This window comes from Burkholderia latens (genome assembly GCF_902499045.1).
In the GTDB taxonomy this organism is placed as follows: Bacteria; Pseudomonadota; Gammaproteobacteria; order Burkholderiales; family Burkholderiaceae; genus Burkholderia; species Burkholderia latens.
This window is the reverse complement of the sequence record NZ_CABVPL010000002.1, coordinates 165,598-190,841: the sequence shown is the minus strand read 5'-3', so window position 1 is coordinate 190,841 and position 25,244 is coordinate 165,598. Positions and strand designations below refer to the sequence as shown.

Sequence of the window (25,244 nt, the reverse complement as noted above, 5' to 3'; positions counted from 1 at the left end):
TGTATCAGCCCCCAACCGGTGCTGGCACCTGACAGGTATGACAGCGTGACGTTGTCGGAGAAAGAATGGAATTGCGCTGGCAGGATGCCTACCAACAGTTCAGTGCCGCGGAAGACGAGCAGCAGCTCTTCCAGCGGATCGCCGCCTATTCTAAACGCCTGGGCTTCGAATATTGCTGTTACGGCATTCGCGTGCCGCTGCCCGTGTCGAAGCCGGCGGTCGCGATCTTCAATACCTATCCGGATGGCTGGATGGCGCACTATCAGGCGCAGAACTACATCGAGATCGACTCGACGGTTCGCGACGGCGCGCTGAGCACCAACATGATCGTCTGGCCGGACGTCGACCAGATCGATCCGTGTCCGCTGTGGCAGGATGCGCGCGACTACGGGCTGTCGGTGGGCGTCGCGCAGTCGAGTTGGGCGGCGCGCGGCGCGTTCGGCCTGCTGAGCATCGCGCGTCATGCAGACCGGCTCACGCCGGCCGAAATCAACATGCTGACGCTGCAGACCAACTGGCTCGCGAACCTGTCGCATTCGCTGATGAGCCGCTTCATGGTGCCGAAGCTGTCGCCCGAGGCGAGCGTCACGCTGACCGCGCGCGAGCGCGAGGTGCTGTGCTGGACGGCGGAAGGCAAGACGGCGTGCGAGATCGGCCAGATACTGAGCATCTCGGAGCGCACGGTCAACTTCCACGTGAACAACATCCTCGAGAAACTCGCCGCGACCAACAAGGTCCAGGCGGTGGTCAAGGCGATCTCGGCCGGGCTCATCGACGCGCCCTGACGGGCGGCCGGAAACGGTGCGGCCGGGCCGCCGCCGCTCACTCCATCATCGGCTCCGCTTCCTTCGCGGTCCAGCTCACGCTGGAAATGCTCTTCTCCATGCTCATCCGGCTCGCGATCTGCTCGAGCTTCTGCTGATCCTTCGGATGCAGCTTCAGCGTCGCCGTCACCTTCAGCCGGTCCGGCTGCTCGGGTACGTCCTCGCTCGTGAGGCTCTGGAACGACAATGGTTTCGCGTACATCGAATTCGACAGCAGCGTGCGGATGTGCACCTCGTCGGCGGCCACGCAGATCACGGTGATCTGGTATTCGCGCACGAGATCGGCGTTCGACACGGGCGTCGCGTTGATCGTCTGGCTGACGCCGCGCAGCACCGTGTTGGTGAGCAGCACGACGCCGGTGCCGGCCAGTGCAGGCACGTAATGGCCTGAGCCGGCCAGCACGCCGACGGCGGCCGAGCACCACAGCGTCGCGGCCGTGTTGATCCCCTGGATCGAGCCCTTGTCGCGCATGATCACGCCGCCGCCGAGAAAGCCGACGCCGGATACGACGTACGCGGCGATCTGAGTGACGCCGGCCACGCCGTTGCCGGTCAGCACGCCGAGCGTGACGAACAGGCACGCGCCGCTCGCGACGAGCGTGATGGTGCGCAGGCCGGCCGTGCGTTGCCGCATCTGGCGTTCGAGGCCGATCGCGACGCCGCAGGCGAACGCGGTGAAAAGACGAAGTGCGAAATCGAAAGTCATGAGTGTCCTGCCGTGCAAGGCGCGCCTGACGGCCCGCGTCGCGGCGGCGCGAGGCCGCGCGCGGCACCATGGCCGTCATCGCGCGGTACTGTACCGCGCGAATGCGTCATTCAATGTGAAACGGGCGGCGTGCGGGCTCGCGGAACGCGAGCCGCGGCAGGAGGACTGCGTCGGACAGGCGTTCAGGCGGCAAGCGGCGCACGCAACGGAGTGCTGCAACTGTCCACGATGGTTCCTGAAGGAAGAATGGGCGGCATTCTAGTGGGCCGCCCGCATGCGCGTCAACCGCGCTGGCCGCCGGCCGCGAACGTCCGCGCCGCCGCGGGGAAGAGGTCGCGACGGCGCGGACGTCCCGCATCACGCATCATGCGACCAACGCAACTGACGCGACCGACGCGACCGACGCGACCGACGCGACCGACGCGACCGACGCGACCGACGCGACCGACGCGACCCACGCGACCCACGCGACCAATCCGACCAATGCGACCAATGCGACTAATGCGACTAATGCGACCAACTCGACAACCAACCAGCCCGCCGGCAACCGTTCACCGTGCGAGTGCTCGCAGCGCCTGCCGCAGGGCACGACCGTCGTTCCGGCCGGTATCTGTGTACCATCCTGCGTAGGGCGCGACCCGTGGCGCGCGGCATGACGACACCTTTCGTCACCGCCTCGCGCGACGCAGCGCGGAAGCGGTATCGCAACGAGGACGAGTTTCCATGCGAAGTTTCTTTGTCCGGTTCATTGCAATCGGCGTGCTGTTCCATCTGTATGTCGGGCTGCGGATCGTCCCCGACGCGTTCGCGTCGCCGCTCGCGCGCACGATCGCGGCGCTCGTGCTCGCGAGTTTCGTCGTGCTGATTCCGGTCGGCATGTTCTCGCGCCGCTTCGATGAAGGCTGGCCCGCGACGCTCGTCGGCTGGGCCGGCTCGCTCGCGATGGGGTTCTTTTCGTCGCTGCTGGTGCTGACGTTCCTGCGCGAGCCGGTGCTGCTCGGTGTGGTCGCGTGGCGGCATCTAGGCCACGACGGCGCATGGAGCGGTGCGGCGTCCGACACCGCGCTCGGCGTGCTGGCCGGTGCGGTGCTGGTCACTGCGATCGGCTTCGTCGGCGCGCGCCGCACGGCCGCGGTCAAGCGCGTGTCGATTCCGGTCGACGGGCTGCCTGCCGCGCTCGACGGACTCACGATCGTGCAACTGTCGGACATCCACGTCGGGCCGACGATCAAGCGGCCGTACATCGAGCGGATCGTGCGCGCGGTCAATGCGCTGGACGCCGATCTCGTCGTCGTGACGGGCGACGTGGTCGATGGCTCCGTCAAGCGGCTGCGCGAACACACGGCGCCGCTCGGCCAGATGCGCTCGCGCCACGGCAGCTTTCTCGTGACGGGCAACCACGAGTATTACGCCGGCGCGCACGCGTGGATCGACGAATTCCGCCGGATCGGGTTGAAGGTGCTGCTGAACGAGCACGTGGTGATCGAGCACGACGGTGCGCGCGCGGTGCTCGCGGGCGTCACCGACTTCACGGCCGGCGGATTCGATCCCGCGCATCGCAGCGACCCGGAACGGGCACTGGCCGGCGCACCGCGCGACGTCACGACGAAAATCCTGCTCGCGCACCAGCCGCGCAGTGCGGAAGCGGCGAGCCGCGCGGGTTTCACCGTGCAGTTGTCCGGCCATACGCACGGCGGCCAGTTTCTCCCGTGGCCGCCGTTCGTGCGTCTGCAGCAGCCGGTGATCGGCGGGCTGGACCGGTTCGGCGCGATGTGGCTCTACACCAGCCGCGGCACCGGCTACTGGGGACCGCCGAACCGCTTCGGCGTGCCGTCCGAAATCACGCTGATCCGGTTGACGCGCGGCCGATAGCACGCATCGGGCGATGCGTGCGGGGCTTGTGCTCATCGACGTCAGACCGAATTTGATCGCGTCGATCAACCGCGGCGTAGCGGCGCGCTTCATCCGCACCCGCGTGCCGATTGCCGGAATGACAGCGCATGGCGGTGCGCGTCGCCGGTGGCTACCATGCAGACATGGCCCGTCCGCACCGTTCATTTTTTGCCTGATTCCGCCATGTCGACGCCCGATCTTTTTGCCGATGCACCCGTGCCCGACGTGGATTGGTACCCGGACTGGCTCGGATCGTCCGACGCCGATCGCGTGCTGGCCGCGCTGATCGGCGAAGTCGCGTGGCGGCAGGACACGATCCGCACGCCGCGCGGCCGCATTCCGCTGCCGCGGCTCACCGCGTGGCAGGGCGAGCCGGACGCCGTGTACGTGTATTCGGGAATCCGCAACGTGCCCGCGCCGTGGACGCCGACCGTACTCGAACTGAAGCGCGCGGTCGAGGCAACCTGCGGCGCCTGTTTCAACAGCGTGCTGCTGAATCGTTACCGCAACGGGCAGGACAGCCTCGGCTGGCATGCGGACAACGAGCCGGAGCTCGGCGACGCGCCGGTGATCGCGTCGGTGAGCCTTGGCGCGATGCGCGTGTTCGACCTGCGTCATCGTGTGACCGGCGTCGTGCATGCGTACCGGCTGACGCACGGCAGCCTGCTGGTGATGCGCGGCCGCACGCAGGCCGAATGGCAGCACCGCGTGCCGAAGGCGCCGGCCGTGCACGGCGAGCGCGTCAATCTGACGTTCAGGCGGGTGGTGTCGGCGGCGAGCCGCTGATCGTCGGCGACGCCGATCGCTTCACCCGGGCGCCCGGGGCCGCGCCCCTTTTGCGGCCGAGCCGAGCAATTCGGTGTCCATGTGGCACGTTGCCGCACGCCGTATGAAAAGTGCAGTGGAATGGGCCGGGAAGGCCGGCGGCATATGGATTCGCGAGGTATGCGATCGACCGCCCGGTTTCGATAGGCAAGTGTAAGCCCTGATGGTGCGTCGCAACATTCCTTGTCTAAACTATCGAATGACCGAAACGTGCCGCGAGCCGGCACATATTTACGACATGCCCGCGCGCAGGCCGGCGCGCCGGGCAGGAGCATATCCGTGACCGTACTGGACCCATCCCTGGAACCCTCGCTGCACGTCTTCGAACAAGACGGTGGATGGCAATGGGCGCTGACGGTGAAACGGGCGTCCGGCGTCGGTGTGAAAGTCGTCGCATTCAGTACGGAAGGCTTCCGCGGCGAAGCCGACGCGTACGCCGCCGGTCAGCGCGCGCGCGCCGAGTATGACTACGCGATGACGGCCTGACGCCGTCGAGCCGATCGCGTTCGCGGATCGGCGTGGTCGTTTGTTTCCATCCGTTCCGTTCTTCGTTTCCCCGTTCGTGGTCGCTGCTGCATCGGCACGCGATCGTGCCGCTGAATGCCAGGACGTGATGCGCGCGCAACGCATGTCGTGCACGCGCAGCTCGGCGCTGACCGATGGCGACGTTCCGGTGGGCGGCCCTGTCCGTCGCTGTTATCCTTCCGGTCGCATCGGGCCATGCGGCTGTCCGGCTGGCCCGGCCACCCATCGGCCCGTCGGCCGCGACGCCGGATCGTGTTGATCCGGTCCGGCCGAAAATCCATAATCGAGCATTGCGGGTCTTTCGTGAACGCTTCCATTCCGTCCATGTGCACAGGGTCAATCCAACGATGAGCGGCGCATCGAAACCGCCGGCGAAGCCGGCAAGCGCGCCGCGCGACGACGTCGGCCACGACGCATCGAAGCCGGGCGCGGGCGACGACGAATCGTCCGGCGGCGCATCGTCGTACCTGGTTCCGGGCCTCGAGCGCGGGCTGCGGATCCTCGCCGAATTCTCCGCGCGCGAGCCGGTGCTCGGCGCGCCGGAGCTGTCGAAGCGCATCGGCATCCCGCGCACGACCACCTTCCGTCTGCTGCAGACGCTCGAAGCGCTCGGTTTTCTCGAGCGCGTGAACGGCGACCGCTATTTCCGGCTCGGCGTCGGCGTGCTGCGGCTCGGCTTCGAATACCTGAATTCGCTGGAACTGACCGATCTCGGCACGCCCGTGCTCGAACGGCTGCGCGACACGACGGGCCTGTCGACGCATCTGCTGATCCGCGACCAGCGCGATGTCGTGTTCGTCGCGAAGGCGCAGAGCAACACGTCGATGTTCGGTTCGGTGAAGGTGCACGTCGGCACGCGGCTGCCCGCGCATGCGACCGTGCACGGCCACGTGCTGATGGGCGACCTCACGCGCGACGCGCTGCGCCAGCTGTATCCGGAGAAGCGGCTCGAACAATTCACCGAGCGCACGCCGGGCACCGTCGACGAGTTGTACGAGCGCGTGCGTCATTACGCGCGGCTCGGCTATGCGGTCAGCGAGGCTGCATTCGAGAGCGGCATCTCGGCCGTGACCGCGCCCGTGCGCGACCATTCGGGCGCGATCGTCGCGGCGATCACCGCGACGGTGCCGCGCTCGGAGATCGGCGAGGCGGGCGAGAAGGAGCGGCTCGTCGAAGCGGTGTGCGGCGCGGCGGTCGACCTGTCGCAACGGCTGAACTACCGGCCGCTCGAAAGCGACCCGACGTTCGCGCATGCGCGGCACCGCGTCGCGATGTTCTGATCCGTCCGACGATCCGCTTCGCGCGGCTCCGCGAGTCATCAACAGTCCGCCGTCAATGACAAAAGAGCAGCCCGCCGGCTGCTCTTTTCGTTTCCGGCATCGCGCGGAGCGCGCCCGGCGCCGCTCAGAACGAGTGGTGAATGCCGGTCAGCACGATCACCTGATTCGCCGTGCTCGACGTGCCGGCCGTGAAGAACGCGGCCTTCGCGCCGCCCGAACCGTGTTCGTAAAGTACGTTCGCATAGAGCTGCGTGCGCTTGGACAGCGCGTAGATGTCGCCGAGCTCGACCTGCGTCCAGCGGCGGCCGGCCAGCGTCGTCGTCGCCGCGCCGCCCGCGATCGTGTTGAACGCGCTGCTGCGATAGTTCACGCCCGCGTCGTAGCTCTGGAACGTGTCGGAAAAGCCGTTCGACTGCATCTTCACGCGCGTGTAAAGGCCGTGCACGAGGAAGTCGCCGATCTGGTACGACGCGCCCGCGCCGATGTTCTCGACCTTGTTCGCGAGATAGCCGTTCGCGGTGTTCTGCCCCTGGAACGACGCGATGCCGGTCTGGCCGATCAGGATCGCGCGGTCGTGCTCGTTCGAGTACACGGCCGACGCCTTGAACGGCCCGTTCGCATAGTTCAGCGCGACGCCGACCGACTTGCCGGTCGAGAAGTTCGTCGTGTTGCCGAGCGCCATCGTCGCCGCCGCCGACAAGCCCGCGAAGCTCGGCGACCGGTACTTGACCGCGTTGTTGTACGGCACGTTGCCGGTCGCGGCGAGCCCGTCGATGTTGCCGGGGTGGAACGCAAACCAGCTCAGCGCGAGGTACGCGGTGCTGAGCGGATCGAGATAGTCGAACGTCAGCGGCGTCTGGCGGCCGAGCGTCAGCGTGCCGTAACGGTCCGAGCTCAGGCCGACGTAGGCGGCGCGGTTCCAGATCGTGTTCGCGGTCGCGAACTGGCCGTTGTTCGTATAGAAGCCGTTTTCGAGCTGGAAGATAGCGGACAGGCCGCCGCCGAGGTCTTCCTTGCCTTTCAGCCCCCACCGGTCGGGCTGGGTGTTGCCCTGGATCATCGCCCACTTCGCATGTCCGCCGACGTTGTTCACGTACGCGACGCCGGCATCCAGGCTGCCGTACAGCACCACGCTGCTCTGCGCCCACGCGCCCGACAGCGCGCCCATTCCGATGACTGCTGCTGCTACCGCTTGCTTGACCATTTGATCTCCTGACTCTCCAAACCTGGTGGAAAACATGCTGTGGCGGCGGGCGCGGGGGACGGCCGGCCGTCGCGCGATCTGCACCACCGAGCGGGCATTTTTATGTTCCATATAAGGAACATCGTGCCTCTGATGGAATGGAGTATAGGGGCGTCGTGCCGAGTATCAAAAATAAATTTATCGGGCCGGATGGCGGTGCGGGTCATCCCCGACGCGGGCGGGAGGATCGCGTAAATCAGACTTAAACCCCCGTCAATAAACAAAAAATTAAACGTGATACGGCCCGGGCGCGTGATCGCCCACCGCGCGTTCAGTGTTTTCCCTAGGACATGCAGCTTTTTGTTTTACTCGTGAAGCGTCACTCCTATAATCACCATCCATAAACTGCTGTTCCGGATATGGAACAAATCCGGAGCGAACCGAGAGTCGATCAGAAGGAAGGGTGTGAGATGTCTGAACAATGGGTTTGCGCCGGTCATGCCGGCGCGCTGTCGGAAGACACGCCGATCGAGTTCAAGCGGACCGACGGCGTCGAAATCGGGATCTACCGCGTCGGCGACGACGTGTATGCGCTCGAGAACGTGTGCCCGCATGCGTACGCGCTGCTGACGCAGGGCTTCGTCGACGAAGGCACGGTCGAGTGCCCGCTGCACGAGGCCGTGTTCGACATCAAGACCGGCGAATGCCTGAAGGGCCCGGGCGGGCGCGCGCTGAAGCAGTACGCGGTGCGCCTCGCCGGTGAAGAAATCCAGATCAAGGTGGAGTGACATGAAAGAAGCGACCGTCAATTTCAATCCCTTCCTGAAGCCGTGGGTGGCGCCGCAGCCGAACAACGTTGCCGGCAAGGGGCAGATCGAGATCCCGGGGCAGGCCGAGAACCAGGTGTGGCAGAACCGCAAGGCCGCGCCGACGCAGTATGAGAACGACCTCGGCGATGCACTCGAACGCGTGTTCGAGAGCGGCGCGACCGAGCTGGACGACGTCGTCGCGGGCTTGAACCGCATCGGCTTCCGCGCGCCGGACGGCACGGTCTGGACACCTGAGCGCTTCCGCGCCGAAATGGCGTCGCTGGCGGAATGAGCGCACCGACCGCGCCGCGCGCGTGAGCGCCGACCCGACAACCGCATCCGGAGCACACTGATGACGTCCCCCGCACAACACGAAGTCCAACACGACCCGGTCCGCGATTACCTGGACCGCGGCATCAAGAACTACTGGTATCCCGTCGCGCCGAGCTGGCAGGTGTCGAACGCGCCCGTCGGCCTCACGCGGCTGTCCGAGCAGATCGTGCTGTGGCGCGATCACGAAGGAAAGGTCCATGCGCTGGAAGACCGCTGCCCGCACCGCGGCGCGCGCCTGTCGCTCGGCTGGAACCTCGGCGGCAACATCGCATGCTGGTATCACGGCATCGAAGTCGACGGCGGCGGCACGGTCAACCGGGTGCCCGCCGTGTCCAACTGTCCGCTCGAAGGCACGAAGTGCGTGAAGTCGTATCCGGTCGAAGAGAAGGCCGGCGCGATCTTCCTGTGGTTCGGCGACGAAGCGCACGGCGAGCCGGCGCCGCTGAACCTGCCGGAGGAACTGGTCGCCGACGAATACGCGCATTTCCTGTGCGTGTCGAACTGGAAGTGCAATTACCAGTACGCGATCGACAACGTGATGGACCCGATGCACGGCGCGTATCTGCACGCCACGTCGCACTCGATGGCCGAAGGCGACAAGCAGGCCGAGATGCGCGTGCGCAAGACGGAAACGGGGCTGATGTTCGAGAAGATCGGCCAGCGCGACGTGAACTTCGACTGGGTCGAGCTCGGCGAAACCGGCTGCCTGTGGATGCGCCTCGCGATTCCGTACAAGCAGAAGTTCGGCCCCGGCGGCAATTTCGGGATCATCGGCTTCGCGACGCCCGTCGACGGCGACAACTGCCAGGTCTATTTCTGGCGCACCCGCAAGGTCAGCGGCTGGCAGCGCGACGTGTGGCGCTTCATGTACCGCAACCGCCTCGAAGGCCTGCACTGGGACGTGCTCGAGCAGGATCGCTACGTCCTCGAAAGCCTCGCGCCGCATGCGCGCGATCACGAATACCTGTACCAGCACGACGTCGGCATCACGCGCGTGCGCCGGATGCTGCGCCAGCGCGCGCAGGAACACCTGGCCGCGCTCGACGCGCACCGTGCGGCACGCGCCGCGGCGGAGCCGGCGAATGGCTGAGCTCGCATCGGTCGTGTCGCTGCCGGGGCGCCGCGTGCTCGTCACGGGTGGCGCGCGCGGTCTCGGCGCGGCGTTCGTGAAGGCGCTGGTCGCGGCGGGCGCGCACGTCGCGTTCGGCGACGTGCTCGCCGACGAGGGCCGCGCGCTCGCCGCGCAACTCACGCGAGCCGGCCACACCGCGCATTTCTTCGCGCTCGACCTAGCCGAGCCGGCGAGCGTCGATGCGTTCGTCGCGCAGGGCGCGGCGGCGCTCGGCGGCATCGACGCGCTGATCAACAACGCGGCGATCACGAACTCGGGCGGCAAGCTGTCGACGGAACTCGACGTGACGACCTGGGATGCCGTGATGAACGTGAACGTGCGCGGCGTGTGGCTCGTCAGCAATGCGGCGCTGCCGCACCTCGCGCAATCGGGCCGCGGCGCGATCGTGAACCTCGCATCGGACACCGCGCTGTGGGGCGCGCCGAAGCTGCTCGCGTACGTCGCGAGCAAGGGCGCGGTGATCGCGATGACGCATGCGCAGGCCCGCGAGTTCGGCGTGCACGGTGTGACGGTCAACGCGATCGCGCCGGGGCTCACCGAAGTCGAGGCGACGGCCTACGTGCCCGCGGAGCGCCACGCGTTCTACCTGCAGGGGCGCGCGCTCGCACGCGCGCAGGTGCCCGACGACGTGACGGGCCCCGTGCTGTTCCTGCTGTCGGACGGCGCGCGTTTCGTGACGGGTCAACTGCTGCCGGTGAACGGCGGCTTCGTAATGAATTGAATCGAAGTTTTCACTGGAAATGAAGGAGAGGACGATGGCGGACGCAGATCTCGAACGCAAGTCGTGGGACCAGCCGGACGGCGCAAGCTTCGGCGACTGGATGGAAGGGCGCGTCGCGCGCTATGCGACGCGGCGCTACGACTGGGACGCGCTGAAGTTCCAGGCCGACTACGACCCGAAGTACCGCCGCGCGCAGATGCGCTACGTCGGCACGGGAGGCACGGGCGTCGCGAAGGACGTCAACACGGTGCCGGCCGGCAACTTCACGTTCTCGACGATGGTCATCCCGGCCGGCAACATCGGCCCGAGCCACATCCATATCGACGTCGAGGAAATCTTCTTCGTGCTGCGCGGCAAGATGAAGGTGATCTGCGAGCGCGACGGCGAGACGTGGGAAGCGATCCTCGGCGAGCGCGACCTGATCTCGGTGCCGCCGGGCGTGTATCGCACTGAAATCAACATCGGCGAGGAAGACGCGCTGATGTGCGTGATGCTCGGCTCGCCGAAGCCGATCACGCCGACGTATCCGCCGGATTCGCCGCTCGCGAAGATCAAGCGCTGACAGCGGGCGGAGCAAGCAATGAGTGTCATCGACAAACGTGAACGCGACCGCACCGCGGCGTTCGCCGCGCTGCTCGGACAGTTTCCCGAGCAGCGTTGCGCGGCCGGCGCGGCGGGCACGATCGGCTACCGCGAGGCCGGCGCGCAGCATGCGGGCCACACGCTGCCGGTCGTGCTGCTGCACGGGATCGGCTCGGGCGCCGCATCGTGGGTGCGCCAGCTCGACACGCTGAGCGCATCGCGGCGCGTGCTCGCGTGGGATGCGCCCGGCTACGGCGTGTCGACGCCCGTGCGCGGCGCATCGCCGACGGCCGCCGATTACGCGGCGTCGCTGAATGCGTGGCTCGATGCACTCGGCATCGAACGCTGCGTGCTGGTCGGGCATTCGCTCGGCGCGATCGTCGCGGGCGGGCTGGCCCGCATGATGCCCGCGCGAATCGCCGGCCTGCTGCTGATCTCGCCCGCGGGCGGCTACGGCAGCGCGCCCGCCGAAACGCGCGACGCGCGGCGCGACGCGCGCCTCGCGATGCTTGCGGAACTCGGCCCGGCCGGGCTCGCCGACCAGCGCAGCGGCAACATGCTGTCGGCTTTCGCGAGCGAGGAGGCGCGCGCATGGGTGCGCTGGAACATGGCGCGCATCCTGCCGGCCGGCTATGCACAGGCCACGCACCTGCTTGCGAACGCCGATCTCGCTTCCGATCTCGCCGGTTTTCGCGGCCGCACGGCGGTCGCGGTCGGCGCGAACGACGCGATCACGCCGCCGGCCGCCTGCGAGCGGATCGCCGCGGCCGCGCACGTGGAGTTGCAGGTGATTCCGCAGGCCGGTCATGCGGGGTATGTGGAAGCGCCGGCGGTTTATTCGTCGCTGATCGATACGTTCTTCCGTCAATGCGACCGTCAACGGGGGCTGGAATGAGCGAACCGTTGCAACGACAGGACGCGGATAGCGCGAAGTCCGAAGCCGGCTACGTGGTGCCGGGCCTCGAGCGCGGTTTGCGGATCCTCGCCGAATTCTCGCCGCGCGAGCCGGTGCTCGGCGCGCCGGAATTGTCGAAGCGGCTCGGCATTCCGCGCACGACGGTGTTCCGTCTGCTGCAGACGCTCGAGTCGCTCGGCTTTCTCGAGCGTGCGGACAAGGATCGCAACTACAAGCTCGGCATCGCCGTGCTGCGGCTCGGCTTCGAATACCTGAGCTCGCTGGAGCTGACCGATCTCGGGCTGCCGGTGATCGAAAGCCTGCGCGATGCGACGGGCTTCACGACGCACATCGTGATCCGCGACGGCCGCGACGTCGTGTTCGTCGCGAAGGCGCAGAGCCAGGCGCCGGTGTTCAGCTCGATTCGCGTGAACGTCGGCACGCGGCTGCCCGCGCACGCGACGACGCACGGCCACGTGCTGATGGGCGACCTGTCGCTGACGGAGCTGCGGGCGCTGTATCCGGAACGCACGCTGAACCAGATGACGAGCGCGACGCCGGAAACGGTCGACGCGCTGTATGAAGTGATCCGCGAGGATGCGCTGCGCGGCTACGGCATCAGCAATTCGTCGTTCGAGCGCGGGATTTCGGTGGTCACGGCGCCGGTGCGCAACGACACGCAGAAGATCGTCGCGTGCATCACGGTGACGGTCCCGCGGCCGGAGATCGATGCGACGCTGATCGCCGACGGCCTGATCGACAAGGTGCAGCGCGCGGCGGCGGAGTTGTCGCGTCGGCTCAATTACCGCTCGGATGACGAGCACACGTTTCTGAAGGCTTTAGGACTCCGATGATTGAGATCGACTTGACCGGGCAGGTGGCGGTGGTGACGGGCGGTTCGTCCGGCATCGGCCTCGCGACTGCCGAACGGTTCCTGCAGGCCGGCGCGTCGGTCGCGATTTGCGGCCGCGACGGCGAACGCCTCGCGCGCGCCGAAACGATGCTGCGCGACAAGTACGCAGATGCACGACTGCTTGCCGTGCGCTGCAACGTGCTCGACGAAGCCGACGTGACCGCGTTCGCGCAAGCCGTGTCCGACCGCTTCGCCCGCGCGGACATGCTGGTCAACAACGCCGGCCAGGGCCGCGTGTCGACCTTCGCGGACACGACCGACGACGCGTGGCGCGAAGAACTCGAACTGAAGTACTTCAGCATCATCCGCCCGACGCGCGCATTCCTGCCGCTGCTGCGCGATGCGGCCGCACCGACGATCACCTGCGTGAACTCGCTGCTCGCGCTGCAGCCGGAGCCGCACATGGTCGCGACGTCGTCGGCGCGCGCGGGCGTGCTGAGCCTCGTGAAGTCGCTCGCGACCGAGCTGGCGCCGCAGCGCATTCGCGTGAACTCGATCCTGATCGGCATCGTCGAGTCTGGCCAGTGGCGCCGCCGCTACGACGCGCAGGCGCAGGCCGGCGAAAGCTGGGAGGACTGGACGGCCGCGCTCGCCCGCAAGAAGAACATTCCGCTGAACCGCTTCGGCAAGCCCGACGAGGCAGCCTGGGCCCTTTTTTATCTCGCAACGCATCTGTCGTCCTACACGACGGGCAGCCATATCGACGTTTCTGGAGGCTTTGCACGCCATGTCTGAAAAAACCACGGTTGGCGAGCTGATTGCCGCCTTTCTCGAGCAGTGCGGCGTCAAGACCGCATTCGGTGTCATCTCGATCCACAACATGCCGATCCTCGACGCGATCAACTCGCGCGGCAACATCCGGTATGTCGGCGCGCGCGGCGAAGCGGGCGCGGTGAACATGGCCGACGGCCTGGCCCGCGTGTCGGGCGGCCTCGGCGTCGCGTTCACGAGCACCGGTACGGCGGCCGGCAACGCGGCCGGCGCAATGGTCGAGGCGCTGACGGCCGGCACCGCGCTGCTGCACATCACCGGGCAGATCGAGACGCCGTACCTCGATCAGGATCTGGCCTACATCCACGAAGCGCCGGACCAGTTGACGATGCTCGACGCGATCTCGAAGGCCGCGTTCCGCGTGCGCACGGTCGAGACCGTGCTGCCGACGATCCGCGAAGCGGTGCGCATCGCGCAGACCGCGCCGACGGGCCCCGTGTCGGTCGAGATTCCGATCGACATCCAGGCCGCCGAAATCGAATGGCCGGAAGACCTCGCACCGGCGCACGTCGCGGTGCGCGAGCACGACGAAGCACGCGTCGCGAAGCTCGCCGACGCGCTGGCGGCCAAGCGCCGTCCGCTGCTGTGGCTCGGCGGCGGCGCACGCCACGCGCGTGCGGAAGTCGAGCGGCTGGTGAAGCTCGGCTTCGGCGTCGTGACGAGCGTGCAGGGCCGCGGCGTGCTGCCCGAGGATCACCCGGCGACGCTCGGCGCGTTCAACGTGCATTCGGCCGTCGAAGCGTTCTACCAGACCTGCGACGCGCTCGTCGTCGTCGGCTCGCGCCTGCGCGGCAACGAGACGCTGAAGTACAAGCTCGCGTTGCCGCAGCCCTTGTTCCGCGTCGACGCCGATGCGCTCGCCGACAACCGCGGCTATCGCAACGCGCTGTTCGTGCACGGCGATTCGAAGCGCGTGCTGGCCGAGCTGGCGGATCGCCTCGAAGGCCGGCTGTCGGTCGATCCGCAGTTCGCGGCCGATCTCGCCGCCGCGCGCGAGCAGGCCGCCGCGAGCGTCGCGGAAGGCCTCGGGCCGTACAGGAAGCTGGTCGACACGCTGCAGGCCGCGGTGGGCCGCGACTACAACTGGGTGCGCGACGTGACGATCTCGAACAGCACGTGGGGCAACCGCCTGCTGAAGATCTTCGAGCCGCGCGCGGGCGTGCATGCGCTCGGCGGCGGCATCGGCCAGGGCATCCAGATGGGCATCGGCGCGGCGCTGGCCGGCTCGGCCGCGAAGACGGTCTGCCTGGTCGGCGACGGCGGCCTGATGGTCAACGTCGGCGAGCTCGTGACGGCCGTGCAGGAAAACGCGAACGTGATGATCGTGCTGATGAACGACCAGTGCTACGGCGTGATCCGCAATATCCAGGACGCGCACTACGGCGGCCGCCGCTGCTTCGTGCAGCTGCACCAGCCCGATTTCGCGCAGTTCTGCGCGAGCTTCGGCCTCACGCACTACCGGATCACGTCGCTCGACCAGGCGGATGCGATCGTGCGCGAAGGGATCGCGCAGGAAGGCCCGGTGATGGTCGAAGTCGACATGCTGTCGGTCGGCTCGTTCGCATCGGCGTTCGCGGGGCCGCCGGTGAAGAAGGAAGAAACGCCGTCGGAGCAGCAATATGCTTGACGGACGCCATCCGGGCCACGCCCGCGCGCATGTGCCCGTCGACGTCGCGATGATCGGCTTCGGTGCGATCGGTGCCGCCGTGTATCGCGCGGTCGAGCACGATGCGTCGTTGCGCGTCGCGCACGTGATCGTGCCCGAGCACCAGCGCGATGCGGTGCAGCGCGAGCTCGGCGATGCGGTGGAGGTCGTGTCGTCGGTCGACGCGCTGGCCCGCCGCCCCGAGTTCGCGCTCGAATGCGCGGGCCACAGCGCGCTCGTCGATCACGTCGTGCCGTTGCTGAAGGCCGGCACCGACTGCGCGGTCGCGTCGATCGGCGCGCTGTCCGATCTCGCGCTGCTCGACGTGCTGTCGCAGGCCGCCGACGAAGGCGACGCGACGCTGACGCTGTTGTCCGGCGCGATCGGCGGGATCGACGCGCTGGCGTCAGCGAAGCAGGGCGGCCTCGACGACGTGCTGTACGTCGGCCGCAAGCCGCCGCTCGGCTGGCTCGGCACGCCTGCCGAGGCACTGTGCGACCTGCATGCGATGACCGAAGAGAAGGTGATCTTCGACGGCACCGCGCGCGACGCCGCCCGGCTCTATCCGAAGAACGCGAACGTCGCGGCGACGGTCGCGCTCGCGGGCCTCGGGCTCGATGCGACGCGCGTGCGCCTGATCGCCGATCCGGGCGTCGCGCGCAACGTGCATCGCATCACCGCGCGCGGCGCGTTCGGCGAGATGTCGCTCGAGATGAGCGGCAAGCCGTTGCCCGACAACCCGAAGACGTCCGCGTTGACCGCGTACAGCGCGATCCGCGCGCTGCGCAATCGCGCGGCCCGTTGCGTGATCTGAGCGCGAAGCCTTCGGACCATTGAGCGCCCCGCCTGCGCGACGACGCGAGCGGCCGCGCAGAGACAGATTTGTGGGACTTGTGACATGACTCCATTCGATACGCGCCTCGTACCCAACGGCGACATCCTGATCGGCGGCGAGTGGCGGCGCGGCCGTGGCGCGCCGTACGCGAGCATCTATCCGGCCGACCAGTCGCTGAACATGGAGGTCTCGACGGCGAACGCGGAAGACGCGGCCGACGCCGTCGTGGCCGCCGACGCCGCATGGCGGCGCGCGGACTGGGCCGGGCTCAAGCCGCATCAGCGTGCGCTGGTGCTGTACCGGATCGCCGACCTGATCATGCAGCGTCACGATGCACTCGCGCACCTGCAGCGCCGCGACAACGGCAAGCCGATCGGCGAGACGCGCGTGCTCGTGGCGAGCGCGGCGAACACGTTCCGCTATTTCGCCGCGTGCCTGGAAACGCTCGACGAGGAACTGACGCCGTCGCGCGGCGACTACCTGACGATGAGCGTGCACGAGCCGATCGGCGTGATCGCCGCGATCACGCCGTGGAACTCGCCGATCGCGTCCGATGCGCAGAAGCTCGCGCCCGCGCTCGCCGGCGGCAACGCGGTGGTGCTGAAGCCGGCCGAGGTCACGCCACTCGTGTCGCTCGCGCTCGCGCGGATCTGCGAGGAAGCCGGCGTGCCGAAGGGCGTGCTGAGCGTGCTGCCGGGCAAGGGCTCGGTGATCGGCGACGTGCTCGTGCGTCATCCGCTCGTGAAGAAGGTGTCGTTCACCGGCGGCACCGAAGTCGGCCGCGGGATCGCGCGCATCGCGGCGGAGAAGCTGATGCCGGTGTCGCTCGAACTCGGCGGCAAGTCGCCGACGATCGTGTTCGACGATGCCGATCTCGATCACGCGGTCAACGGCGTGCTGTACGGGATCTTCAGCTCGTCGGGCGAAGCGTGCATCGCGGGTTCGCGCCTGTTCGTGCAGCGCGCGGTGTACGACCAATTCATGCAGCGGCTGGTGGCCGGTGCGCGCAAGCTGCGCGTCGGCGACCCGATGCGCGCCGATACGCAGATGGGGCCGCTGATCACCGCGAAGCATCGCGAGTCGGTGGAGCGCTACGTCGCGCTCGGCCTGGAAGAAGGCGGCCGCCTGCTGTGCGGCGGCGAGCGGCCGTCGGGCGACGGGCGCGAAGACGGCTTCTTCTATCAGCCGACGATTCTGGAAGGCCTGTCGAACAGCGCGCGCATCTGCCAGGAAGAAATCTTCGGGCCGGTGCTGGTCGCGATGCCGTTCGACGACGAAGCGTCGCTGATCGCGCAGGCGAACGACAGCGTGTTCGGTCTTGCCGCCGGCATCTGGACGCGCGACTACAAGCGCGCGTGGCGCATCGCGCGGGCGCTGGAGACGGGCACCGTGTGGATCAACACGTACAAGCTGTTCTCGATCTCCACGCCGTTCTCGGGCTGGAAGGAGAGCGGGATGGGGCGCGAGAAGGGACGTCTTGGCATCCGCGAGTACATGCAGCAGAAGAGCCTCTACTGGGGCTTGAACGACGCGCCGCTGCCGTGGGCGAACTGAGCGAAGGGGAATGACGCAATGACCATCTTGGGTATCGAACAGATCACGTACGGTGTCGACGACGTCGCGACGTGCCGGCGCTTTTTCGCCGACTGGGGCTTGAAGGAAGTCGCGCACGACGACACGCGCGCACGTTTCGAAACGCTGAACGGCTGCACCGTGCTGGTCGTGAAAGCCGGCGATCCGTCGCTGCCGCCCGCGTTCGAAGCGGGCCCGACGCTGCGGGAAGTCACGTGGGGCGTCGCGACGCAGCAGGAACTCGGCGCGCTGCGCACGAAGCTCGCCGGCCAGCCCGGCTATTACGCGGATGACGATGCGCTCGGCTGCATCGATCCGAACGGGATGGCGATCCGGATCGAAGTGACGCGCAAGCGCGCACTCGACATCACCGGCTCGCCGTCGAACGTGTGGGGCCGCACGGCGCGGATCGACCAGCCGAGCCCAATCTATGCACGTGCGGAGCCGGTGGAGGTTGGGCACGTCGTGTTCTTCACGAACTGCCTCGACGCGCAGGAAACCTTCTATCACGAGCTCCTTGGCTTCGAAACGTCGGATCGCTATCCGGGACGCGGCGCGTTCATGCGCTGCGCGCCGCACGGCGGCCATCACGACCTGTTCCTGCTCGCGCTGCCCAATGGCAAGCGCGGCCTGAACCACGTCGCGTTCACCGTGCGCGATATTCACGAAGTCTTCGGCGGCGGCATGCACATCGACCGCTGCGGCTGGGAAACGCAGCTCGGGCCGGGGCGTCACCCGGTGTCGTCCGCGTACTTCTGGTATTTCCAGAATCCGGCCGGCGCGCTGATCGAGTACTACGCGGACGAGGACGTGCTGACGCCCGAATGGCAGCCGCGCGAATTCGAACCGGGCCCGACCGTGTTCGCCGAATGGGCCGTCGACGGCGGCCTCGACGGCAACACGCGCCGGCAGAAGAACGCGAAGGCGCCGGAAGGCAAGTTCATGACGGAGCGGAAATCATGACCGAAGCGAATACGCCCGCGCAGCCCGCGCCGGGCACGATCGTCGTGATCGGCGGCGGCCAGGCCGCCGGCTGGGTGCTGAAGACGCTGCGCGCGGAAGGCTTCGCGGGCCGCCTCGTGATGATCGCCGACGAGCCGCACCTGCCGTACGAGCGTCCGCCGCTGTCGAAGGCCGTGCTGGCCGGCGAGGCCGACATCGAGACCGTGCGCGTCGTGCGTCCGGACGAATTCGACGCGCTGAACGTCGAAGCGTGGCAGCCGCAACGGGCGGCGGCGATCGACCGTGCGCGCCGTGTCGTGAAGACCGAAAGCGGCCTCGAAGTCGAATACGATCGCCTCGTGATCGCGACCGGCGGCACGTCGCGCCGCTTGCCCGATGCGCTCGTCAGGACGACGAACCTGCACTACTTGCGCACACTCGACGAAGCGGCGGCGCTCGGCGAGAAGCTGCGCGCGAGCCGGCGCGTGCTCGTGATCGGCGGCGGCTGGATCGGCCTCGAAGTCGCGGCGACCGCGCGCAAGCTGGGCGTCGAAGCGGTCGTGGTCGAAGGCGCGCCGCGCTTATGCGGGCGCTCGGTGCCGCAGATCGTGTCCGACTTCCTGCTTGATCTGCACCGCGCGAATGGCGTCGACGTGCGGCTCGGCGCGGCACTCGAATCGCTCGATGCGCAGCCCGACGACGCATCGAAAGTGCGTGCGACGCTCGCCGACGGCACGACGATCGACGCCGATTTCGCGGTGGCGGGCATCGGCCTCGCGTTGAACGCATCGCTCGCGAGCGACGCGGGGCTCGCGGTCGACGACGGCATCGTCGTCGACGAATACGGCGCGACCAGCGACCCGGCGATCTTCGCGTGCGGCGACGTCGCGAACCATCACAACGGCTGGCTGAAGCGGCGCGTGCGGCTGGAATCGTGGGCAAACGCGCAGAATCAGGCGATCGCGGCCGCGAAGGCCGTGCTCGGCGTGCGTGCGCCTTACGCGGAGATTCCGTGGTTCTGGTCCGATCAGTACGACGTGAACCTGCAGATCCTCGGCGACCTGCCGGCCGATGCGCAGATCGTCGTGCGCGGCGATCTCGCCGCGCGCCGCGCGACGCTGTTTTTCGTGGGCGATGGGCATGTGAGAGGTGTCATCGCCATCAACAACGCACGCGAGCTGAAGCTTGCGCGCAAGTGGATGAACCAGGGCCGGGCAGTGGACACGGAAGCCCTGGCAGACACGACCCAAGCGCTTGCCTGACCGGCAGCACCGGCAAAAGACCCAGGAGATCACCCCGCATGAGCACTTTCGACAACGTCGTGGCCGGCAGCGCCACGATGGAAGCTGCCGCCTCCACGCCCGGCGCGATCATCGCGCGGCTCGAGCGGCTTCCGGCCAACGCGATGCAGATCCGCGCACGCGTGCTGATCGGCACCGCGACGTTCTTCGACGGCTTCGACGTGATCACGATCGCGGCGACGCTGCCGCTGCTGATTCATAAGTGGGGGCTGTCGCCGACGCAGATCGGCATGCTGATCGCATCCGGCGCGATCGGCCAGCTGATCGGCGCGTTCCTGTTTCCCGCGCTTGCCGAAAAACACGGCCGCGTGAAGGCGATCGCGTGGAGTTCGGCCGTGATCGGCATCACGAGCATCGCGTGTGGCTTCGCGCCGACGTTCGAAGTGTTCGTGCTGCTGCGGATCCTGCAGGGACTCGGGCTCGGCGGCGAACTGCCTGTCGCGGCCACGTACATCAACGAAATCACGCGCGCGCATGGCCGCGGCCGGTTCGTGCTGCTGTACGAGATCGTGTTCCCGATCGGCCTGCTGGTATCGATGGCGCTCGGCGCGTGGCTCGTGCCGCGATTCGGCTGGGAGATCATGTACTTCGTCGGCGGGATGCCGTTGCTGCTTGCGCTGGTGCTGACGCATCTCGTGCCCGAATCGCCGCGCTGGCTCGCGTCGCGCGGGCGGCTCGCGGAAGCCGGGCGTGCGGTGGGCGTGTTCGAATCGTCGGTGCGCGGCGAACTGCAGCCCGTCACGCAGGTGGCCGCCTACGACGAGATGGTGCGCCAGCATCCGAAGCGCCGGATGAGCGACCTGTTCAGCGCCGCGTATCGCAAGCGCACGCTCGCGGTGGCGACGCTGTGGGCGACGTGCGGATTCATCCAGTACGGATTGTCGACGTGGCTGCCGACCATCTACAAGAACTTCTATCACGCACCGCTGCAGCTCGCGCTGAATCTCGCGGTGATCGGTTCGGTGATGGGCGTGCTCGGTTCGCTCGCGTCGGCGCTGCTCGTCGACAAGCTCGGCCGCAAGCCGGTGATCGTGTGGTCGTTCGTGCTGTGCGCGCTGTCGCTGGCGTTGGCGGGCGTCTATCACGCATCGTCGGTGTATGTCGTCGCGGTCTTCTGCTCGTTGTCGCTCGGGCTGATGGCGTCGGGCTTCATCACCGCGTACGTCTACACGCCGGAGCAGTATCCGACGAGCATCCGTGCATCCGGCTGCGGGCTTGGCAGCGCGTGGCTGAAGATCGCGTCGTTCGCGGCGCCGATGATCGTGCCGCACGCGATCATCGGCGGGAACCTCGCACCGGCGTTCTACCTGATCGGCATCGTGCCGCTGATCGCGGCGCTGACCGTTCATTTCGTCGGGATCGAGACGAAGGGGAAGGTGCTCGAAGCGCTCGAGGCGTAAGCGCTGCCTGCAGTGGCGCACGACACGGAGGCCCGGACGATGTCCGGGCCTTTTTGCGTTGGGGCGGTCGGGTTGCCGCCGCTCGGGGAAGGCGCGCGCGAAGTCGTCGCCGCGGCCGGCATCCCGGGCGCGCAAGCCGCCGGCGAGCGGTTCCCCATGTGATCCGAACGCCGTGTGTCGCGCGTGTCGCGGTCGCGGCGTTCGATCGGCCAGGCGGCTTGCCGGATTGCGTCGCCGAACGTACTCTTGGCCGATACCCGGCTTCACCAGCAGGTGATCGACCATGCAAGCCCATCCTCTGCGTCTTTCCCCCGGCAACGATCTGCGCGCGTCGATCGAGCACGCGTTGCATCGGCTCGATTCGCACGCGGCCTTCGTGATCCAGGGTATCGGCAGCCTGAGCGCCGCGCAGTTGCGCTTCGCCGGCGTCGATGCGCCGACCGAACTGCGCGGCGACCTCGAAATCCTCACGCTCGCCGGCTCGGTCGCGCCGGACGGCGCGCATCTGCACATGTCGGTATCCGATGCGCAAGGCCGCGTGTCCGGCGGCCATGTCGCGAACGGCTGCGTCGTGCGGACGACCGCCGAGATCCTGCTCGTGCTGTTGCCCGCGCATCGCTTCTCGCGCGAGCCGGACGCGGGCACCGGCTTCAACGAACTGGTGATCCGCCCGGCCACGGATTGACGTGTGCGGGCCGCTCGCGACGCACGACCGGCGTGTTCATCGCAATAGCGAGCGACCAACGGCGACGATTCAGCGAACCGTCTTGCCGTGCGTGTTGCGTTGCGTCGACCATCTGCGCGGCGTGCGCTTGGCCGGCCGCCCGAGCGAGATGGCGCGGCTTCGACAGCACCGGCCTCCGACAGCCGCGCGGCTTCCCGCTTCAGCCGAGCCGGCGATGCGATGCCGCCGCGCGCCCGCCCGCGCTCAACCCGGCACGAACACGCCCATCGCGGCGATTGCCATCGCGGCCGTCGCGATCCAGCCGCCCCAAGCCAGGATGCCCTTGACGGCGAACTCGCCCATGATGCGTGTGCTTCCGGCCATCAGCATCATCACGACCATGATCGGCACGGCCGTCAGGCCGTTGATGACTGCGCTCCAGTAGAGCGCGCGGATCGGGTCGAAATGCATGAACGTGATTGCCACGCCGCCGACGATCGCGAGCGCGATGACCGCATAGAACTCGGGCGCGACGCCGAGCCGCAGCGCGAGACTGTTGCGCCAGCGGAACGTGCCCGCGGCCGCGTAGGCCGCTGATCCCGCGAGCACCGGCAACGCGAGCAGGCCGGTGCCGACGATCCCGAGCGCGAACAGCACGTACGCAAAATGCCCGGCGACGGGTTCGAGCGCGCGCGCGGCATCCGCCGACGTTTTCACGTCGATGTGATGCCGGTTGAGCGTGGCCGCCGCCGTCAGCGTGATGAAGAACGCAATCACGTTCGAGACACCCATGCCGACCCACGTGTCGAAATTGATCCGCTGCAATTGCGCGGGCGCCTGATGCGGCATGCGCCGCAGCGGCTGCTGATTTGGCGCCGCGCGCAGTTCCTCGACTTCCTGCGACGCCTGCCAGAAGAACAGGTAAGGGCTGATCGTCGTGCCGAGCACGGCGACGATCGTGGTCAGGTAAGCGGCGCTCGGTTGCGCATGCGGCAGCACGATCGCGCGGCCGACGTCGCCCCAATCGACCGGCACGACGAGCGCCACCGCGACATAGGCGAGCAGGGCCAGCGCCGTCCATTTGAGCAGGCGGGCGTAGCGTTCGTACGGCACGAAAATCTGCAGCACGGCCGATATCCCGCCCAGGGCCACGACGTAGAGCTGCTGCGGACCGTGCAGCAGCAGGTTGACCGCTGCGCCCATCGCCGACAGGTCGGCCGCGATGTTGATCACGTTCGCGACAATCAGCAGCACGACGGTGACGTAGAGCAGCCACGGTGGATAGTGCGTGCGCATGTTGGACGCGAGGCCCTTGCCGGTCACGCGGCCGATGCGCGCGCTGACCAGCTGGATCGCCGTCATCAGCGGATAGGTCAGCAGCAGCGACCACAGCAGTTCGAGCCCGAATTGGGCGCCCGCCTGCGAGTACGTGCCGATTCCGGACGGGTCGTCGTCGGCGGCCCCGGTGATCAGGCCCGGCCCCAGGCGCCGGAGCCACGCTGCAGCGCGCGGCCGAGCCGGCGCGGGATCGAGAGACTCGTCGTCGTTCATGATCGCGGCTCGTAGGGGGGAGCAATCGAGCCGCAATTCGCGTGCCCGGGCCGTCGCGCGTGGCGGAGAGCCGTTGATGGCGGGCTGCCGACCGGTGTTCGGAGCGGTGCGGAAGTCGCGCAGTGCCGAAGCGCGGGAACCCGACGATTCCCGGCGGCGCGCGACGGCCGCTTCGGAAAAGGGCGTGCCGGGACGGGAGCGGCGATGGAGGCTGCCGGACGATCGAGGCCGGCTGCTACCGCGACGACGTACCGAATACGCCGCAGCGGCTGGTCATCGCTTTCGCCGCGTGCCGGATCGAGCGCGCATGCGCGTTACCCGCAACGCCAGCGCCGACGGCGCAGCGCGCAGAAGCGGGATGCGCCGATTGCGCCCGCTGTCGGCAGAGCGGTGCGGCGTCCGGGCAACATGCGCGGGCCGTCCGACGATCAACGTGCCGCCATCGCGACGTCCGGGGTGCCGCGTCCGGTCACGAGACAGCCTGACATGAACGCTTCGCCTTGGCTGTCGGCGGCCGCGCTGCCGAAACCTCGGCTGAGCGCGTCGTATTTCACCTGTTCGGCGGCCTGCGAACACGCGCTTGCGCTCGCGTCTCGGCCTTGCGCATGCAGCAGCGCGCGATCGCCGATCAGGTAGGCCAGCAACGCGAAAAAAGCGATGTGTACGGCTCGTCTCATGATTCGTCTCCTCGTCGCTCGAGCGTAACGCGGAGTCGTTCGTCGAATCACTTGGGGCTTCCCCCGGTAAACGTCTGCTGAATGGCGACGGCGCGGGCTGATCGCGTCCTGTTTTGTCGGTGCGAAGGGGCGCAGGCGTGGGGGGCGGTCGCCGATCGCGGCGCAATTGGATCGATGCGAGTTTGACGAATGTCAGGATGCGCGCAGGGCGGGACGGTCGCTCGGCCGGTCAAGGCGATAGCATGAATGCACGTTTCGACGGAACGGTTGTGCGGCAGGCGATGCGCGCAGCGGTTCCGAATGCAGCAGATACGTGTTGAACATCGCTATCGAATTAATGAGGAATCCAGATGCTTGACGTCTCTTCCGTGCTGATCAGCATGGCGCCGTTGTGGGTGATTTTGCTGGGCGCGTCGTCGCTGGCGACTTACCTCGTGTTCTGGCGCAAGGTCATCAAGTAAGCGCTGCATCTCGCGCAACCATCGCGTGTCTCCGGGAAGGACACGCGTCGACACCGCAGCGCTCCCATGCCGACGGGATCGGGCACGCGCGCATCGCCGGTCGCGCAGCGATCGAGCGTAACGCGCGCCGCAGGCGACCTTGCCAATGGCAAGACAGGCGCGGCGCTTATTGCACCGCCGTCACCGGCACGTTGGAAATACGCAGGAGCCGGCTCATCACGCTGCGCCGGAACATCGACAGCACCCCATGCAACGCGCCGTGTCTCGGCCCGACGACGACGATTTCGTCGCAGCCCGTCTCCGCCGCGACGGCCGCGATCGTGTCGGCCACCGGCCCGACCTTCTTCACGACGCTGTACCGCACACCGGCTTCCCGCAGAATTCGTTCGGCCATCGCCAGATCGGCGCACGCGAACTTGTCCTCGATCGCGCGCAACCGCGACAGCGGATGAAATGCCTCGAGCCGCGTCGCCTCGAGCGGCACCTGTACGTTGACCAGCACGACCTCCGACACGCAGCGCTCGCTGTACAGGAACGTCACATGACGGACCGCCTGAAGTGAGCGCGGCGAATGGCCGACCGGCACCAGCAGCTTGAGCATCGATAACACCCCGGAGTCGAGATGGTTTCAGCGTAGCGCTCCGCGGGACCGCGCGAGCTAAAGAGATCGGGCGAGCGCGTAAAAATGTCGTCAACGACAATCGTCTTGCCGCGCTTGTTGGAAATATAAGAAATTTAAGTTTATGCGCATAAACGTTTTCGCCGACGGCCGACGCGGGCGCGCAAGCCGGTGCCGCGCGACGC

General features: G+C 67.6%; 26 protein-coding genes. 20 read left to right on the top strand and 6 right to left on the bottom strand.

From position 1 onward, the window contains the following. Nucleotides 1-65: 65 nt before the first annotated feature. A complete protein-coding gene (locus BSE24067_RS02175; protein ID WP_151063611.1) occupies nucleotides 66-785 on the top strand; it encodes an autoinducer binding domain-containing protein in 720 nt (239 codons plus the stop codon). A 37-nt stretch (nucleotides 786-822) separates the two neighbouring features. Here BSE24067_RS02175 and BSE24067_RS02170 read toward each other — a convergent pair whose 3' ends face one another. Together BSE24067_RS02170 and BSE24067_RS32735 are read right to left on the bottom strand one after the other, a co-directional pair. Then, nucleotides 823-1,530 (bottom strand): MgtC/SapB family protein, encoded by a 708-nt coding sequence (locus tag BSE24067_RS02170; protein WP_151063612.1) that lies wholly within the window; start codon nucleotides 1,528-1,530, stop codon nucleotides 823-825. Between the two features lie 364 nt (nucleotides 1,531-1,894). Further along, complete coding sequence (locus BSE24067_RS32735) at nucleotides 1,895-2,023, bottom strand: hypothetical protein (RefSeq protein WP_279612896.1); 129 nt, start codon at nucleotides 2,021-2,023, stop codon at nucleotides 1,895-1,897. 230 nt (nucleotides 2,024-2,253) lie between these two features. On the opposite strand from BSE24067_RS32735, the gene BSE24067_RS02165 reads away from it, so the two are divergent. The 4 genes from BSE24067_RS02165 to BSE24067_RS02150 all read left to right on the top strand — a co-directional run bounded on the left by BSE24067_RS02165 (nucleotide 2,254) and on the right by BSE24067_RS02150 (nucleotide 6,053). Continuing rightward, the gene (locus tag BSE24067_RS02165; protein ID WP_151063614.1) at nucleotides 2,254-3,402 is read left to right on the top strand and encodes a metallophosphoesterase; all 1,149 of its coding nucleotides are present in this window, start codon (nucleotides 2,254-2,256) and stop codon (nucleotides 3,400-3,402) included. A gap of 204 nt (nucleotides 3,403-3,606) precedes the next feature. Next, nucleotides 3,607-4,209 carry an alpha-ketoglutarate-dependent dioxygenase AlkB family protein gene (locus BSE24067_RS02160; protein WP_151063615.1) on the top strand — a complete coding sequence of 201 codons (603 nt, stop codon included), beginning with the start codon at nucleotides 3,607-3,609 and terminating at the stop codon, nucleotides 4,207-4,209. Nucleotides 4,210-4,527: 318 nt separating this feature from the next. Then, nucleotides 4,528-4,734: a hypothetical protein gene (locus BSE24067_RS02155; RefSeq protein ID WP_151063616.1), complete on the top strand. Its 207-nt coding sequence runs from the start codon at nucleotides 4,528-4,530 to the stop codon at nucleotides 4,732-4,734. Nucleotides 4,735-5,120: 386 nt separating this feature from the next. Beyond that, nucleotides 5,121-6,053, top strand: coding sequence for an IclR family transcriptional regulator (locus BSE24067_RS02150; protein ID WP_151063617.1), 933 nt, complete (start codon nucleotides 5,121-5,123; stop codon nucleotides 6,051-6,053). 124 nt (nucleotides 6,054-6,177) lie between these two features. On the opposite strand, the gene BSE24067_RS02145 is transcribed toward BSE24067_RS02150, so the two are convergent. Then, a complete protein-coding gene (locus BSE24067_RS02145; protein WP_151063618.1) occupies nucleotides 6,178-7,257 on the bottom strand; it encodes a porin in 1,080 nt (359 codons plus the stop codon). Nucleotides 7,258-7,706: 449 nt separating this feature from the next. Here BSE24067_RS02145 and BSE24067_RS02140 point away from each other — a divergent pair, with 449 nt between their 5' ends. The 15 genes from BSE24067_RS02140 to BSE24067_RS02070 all read left to right on the top strand — a co-directional run bounded on the left by BSE24067_RS02140 (nucleotide 7,707) and on the right by BSE24067_RS02070 (nucleotide 21,772). After that, nucleotides 7,707-8,024 (top strand): non-heme iron oxygenase ferredoxin subunit, encoded by a 318-nt coding sequence (locus BSE24067_RS02140; RefSeq protein WP_011354710.1) that lies wholly within the window; start codon nucleotides 7,707-7,709, stop codon nucleotides 8,022-8,024. 1 nt (nucleotide 8,025) lies between these two features. Next, on the top strand, nucleotides 8,026-8,337 hold the full coding sequence (locus BSE24067_RS02135; RefSeq protein WP_021161516.1) for a recombinase-like helix-turn-helix domain-containing protein: 312 nt from the start codon (nucleotides 8,026-8,028) through the stop codon (nucleotides 8,335-8,337). A gap of 60 nt (nucleotides 8,338-8,397) precedes the next feature. Next, complete coding sequence (locus tag BSE24067_RS02130; protein ID WP_151063619.1) at nucleotides 8,398-9,468, top strand: aromatic ring-hydroxylating dioxygenase subunit alpha; 1,071 nt, start codon at nucleotides 8,398-8,400, stop codon at nucleotides 9,466-9,468. After that, nucleotides 9,461-10,231: an SDR family oxidoreductase gene (locus tag BSE24067_RS02125; protein ID WP_151063620.1), complete on the top strand. Its 771-nt coding sequence runs from the start codon at nucleotides 9,461-9,463 to the stop codon at nucleotides 10,229-10,231. The genes BSE24067_RS02130 and BSE24067_RS02125 overlap by 8 nt, the downstream gene beginning before the upstream one ends. A gap of 34 nt (nucleotides 10,232-10,265) precedes the next feature. Further along, on the top strand, nucleotides 10,266-10,793 hold the full coding sequence (locus BSE24067_RS02120) for a cupin domain-containing protein (protein WP_059526452.1): 528 nt from the start codon (nucleotides 10,266-10,268) through the stop codon (nucleotides 10,791-10,793). 18 nt (nucleotides 10,794-10,811) lie between these two features. Next, complete coding sequence (locus tag BSE24067_RS02115; RefSeq protein WP_151063621.1) at nucleotides 10,812-11,708, top strand: alpha/beta fold hydrolase; 897 nt, start codon at nucleotides 10,812-10,814, stop codon at nucleotides 11,706-11,708. Further along, nucleotides 11,705-12,562 (top strand): IclR family transcriptional regulator, encoded by an 858-nt coding sequence (locus tag BSE24067_RS02110; protein WP_151063622.1) that lies wholly within the window; start codon nucleotides 11,705-11,707, stop codon nucleotides 12,560-12,562. The genes BSE24067_RS02115 and BSE24067_RS02110 overlap by 4 nt, the downstream gene beginning before the upstream one ends. Beyond that, on the top strand, nucleotides 12,559-13,356 hold the full coding sequence (locus BSE24067_RS02105; protein ID WP_151063623.1) for an SDR family oxidoreductase: 798 nt from the start codon (nucleotides 12,559-12,561) through the stop codon (nucleotides 13,354-13,356). The genes BSE24067_RS02110 and BSE24067_RS02105 overlap by 4 nt, the downstream gene beginning before the upstream one ends. Further along, nucleotides 13,349-15,019: a thiamine pyrophosphate-binding protein gene (locus BSE24067_RS02100; protein WP_151063624.1), complete on the top strand. Its 1,671-nt coding sequence runs from the start codon at nucleotides 13,349-13,351 to the stop codon at nucleotides 15,017-15,019. The genes BSE24067_RS02105 and BSE24067_RS02100 overlap by 8 nt, the downstream gene beginning before the upstream one ends. Next, the gene (locus BSE24067_RS02095; RefSeq protein ID WP_151063625.1) at nucleotides 15,012-15,851 is read left to right on the top strand and encodes an aspartate dehydrogenase; all 840 of its coding nucleotides are present in this window, start codon (nucleotides 15,012-15,014) and stop codon (nucleotides 15,849-15,851) included. Before BSE24067_RS02100 ends, BSE24067_RS02095 begins: the two co-directional genes overlap by 8 nt. 84 nt (nucleotides 15,852-15,935) lie before the next feature. Beyond that, nucleotides 15,936-17,426 carry an aldehyde dehydrogenase gene (locus BSE24067_RS02090; protein WP_151063626.1) on the top strand — a complete coding sequence of 497 codons (1,491 nt, stop codon included), beginning with the start codon at nucleotides 15,936-15,938 and terminating at the stop codon, nucleotides 17,424-17,426. A gap of 18 nt (nucleotides 17,427-17,444) precedes the next feature. After that, a complete protein-coding gene (locus BSE24067_RS02085; RefSeq protein WP_151063627.1) occupies nucleotides 17,445-18,407 on the top strand; it encodes a VOC family protein in 963 nt (320 codons plus the stop codon). After that, nucleotides 18,404-19,648 carry an NAD(P)/FAD-dependent oxidoreductase gene (locus BSE24067_RS02080; protein ID WP_151063628.1) on the top strand — a complete coding sequence of 415 codons (1,245 nt, stop codon included), beginning with the start codon at nucleotides 18,404-18,406 and terminating at the stop codon, nucleotides 19,646-19,648. The genes BSE24067_RS02085 and BSE24067_RS02080 overlap by 4 nt, the downstream gene beginning before the upstream one ends. A gap of 38 nt (nucleotides 19,649-19,686) precedes the next feature. Then, nucleotides 19,687-21,087, top strand: coding sequence for an MFS transporter (locus BSE24067_RS02075; protein ID WP_151063629.1), 1,401 nt, complete (start codon nucleotides 19,687-19,689; stop codon nucleotides 21,085-21,087). A gap of 283 nt (nucleotides 21,088-21,370) precedes the next feature. Then, nucleotides 21,371-21,772: a PPC domain-containing DNA-binding protein gene (locus tag BSE24067_RS02070; protein WP_151063630.1), complete on the top strand. Its 402-nt coding sequence runs from the start codon at nucleotides 21,371-21,373 to the stop codon at nucleotides 21,770-21,772. A 243-nt stretch (nucleotides 21,773-22,015) separates the two neighbouring features. On the opposite strand, the gene BSE24067_RS02065 is transcribed toward BSE24067_RS02070, so the two are convergent. The 3 genes from BSE24067_RS02065 to BSE24067_RS02055 all read right to left on the bottom strand — a co-directional run bounded on the left by BSE24067_RS02065 (nucleotide 22,016) and on the right by BSE24067_RS02055 (nucleotide 25,041). Next, a complete protein-coding gene (locus tag BSE24067_RS02065) occupies nucleotides 22,016-23,302 on the bottom strand; it encodes an Nramp family divalent metal transporter (protein WP_151063631.1) in 1,287 nt (428 codons plus the stop codon). A gap of 428 nt (nucleotides 23,303-23,730) precedes the next feature. Next, a complete protein-coding gene (locus BSE24067_RS02060; RefSeq protein WP_151063632.1) occupies nucleotides 23,731-23,979 on the bottom strand; it encodes an adhesin in 249 nt (82 codons plus the stop codon). A 627-nt stretch (nucleotides 23,980-24,606) separates the two neighbouring features. Next, nucleotides 24,607-25,041 (bottom strand): universal stress protein, encoded by a 435-nt coding sequence (locus tag BSE24067_RS02055; protein WP_151063633.1) that lies wholly within the window; start codon nucleotides 25,039-25,041, stop codon nucleotides 24,607-24,609. Nucleotides 25,042-25,244 lie beyond the last annotated feature (203 nt).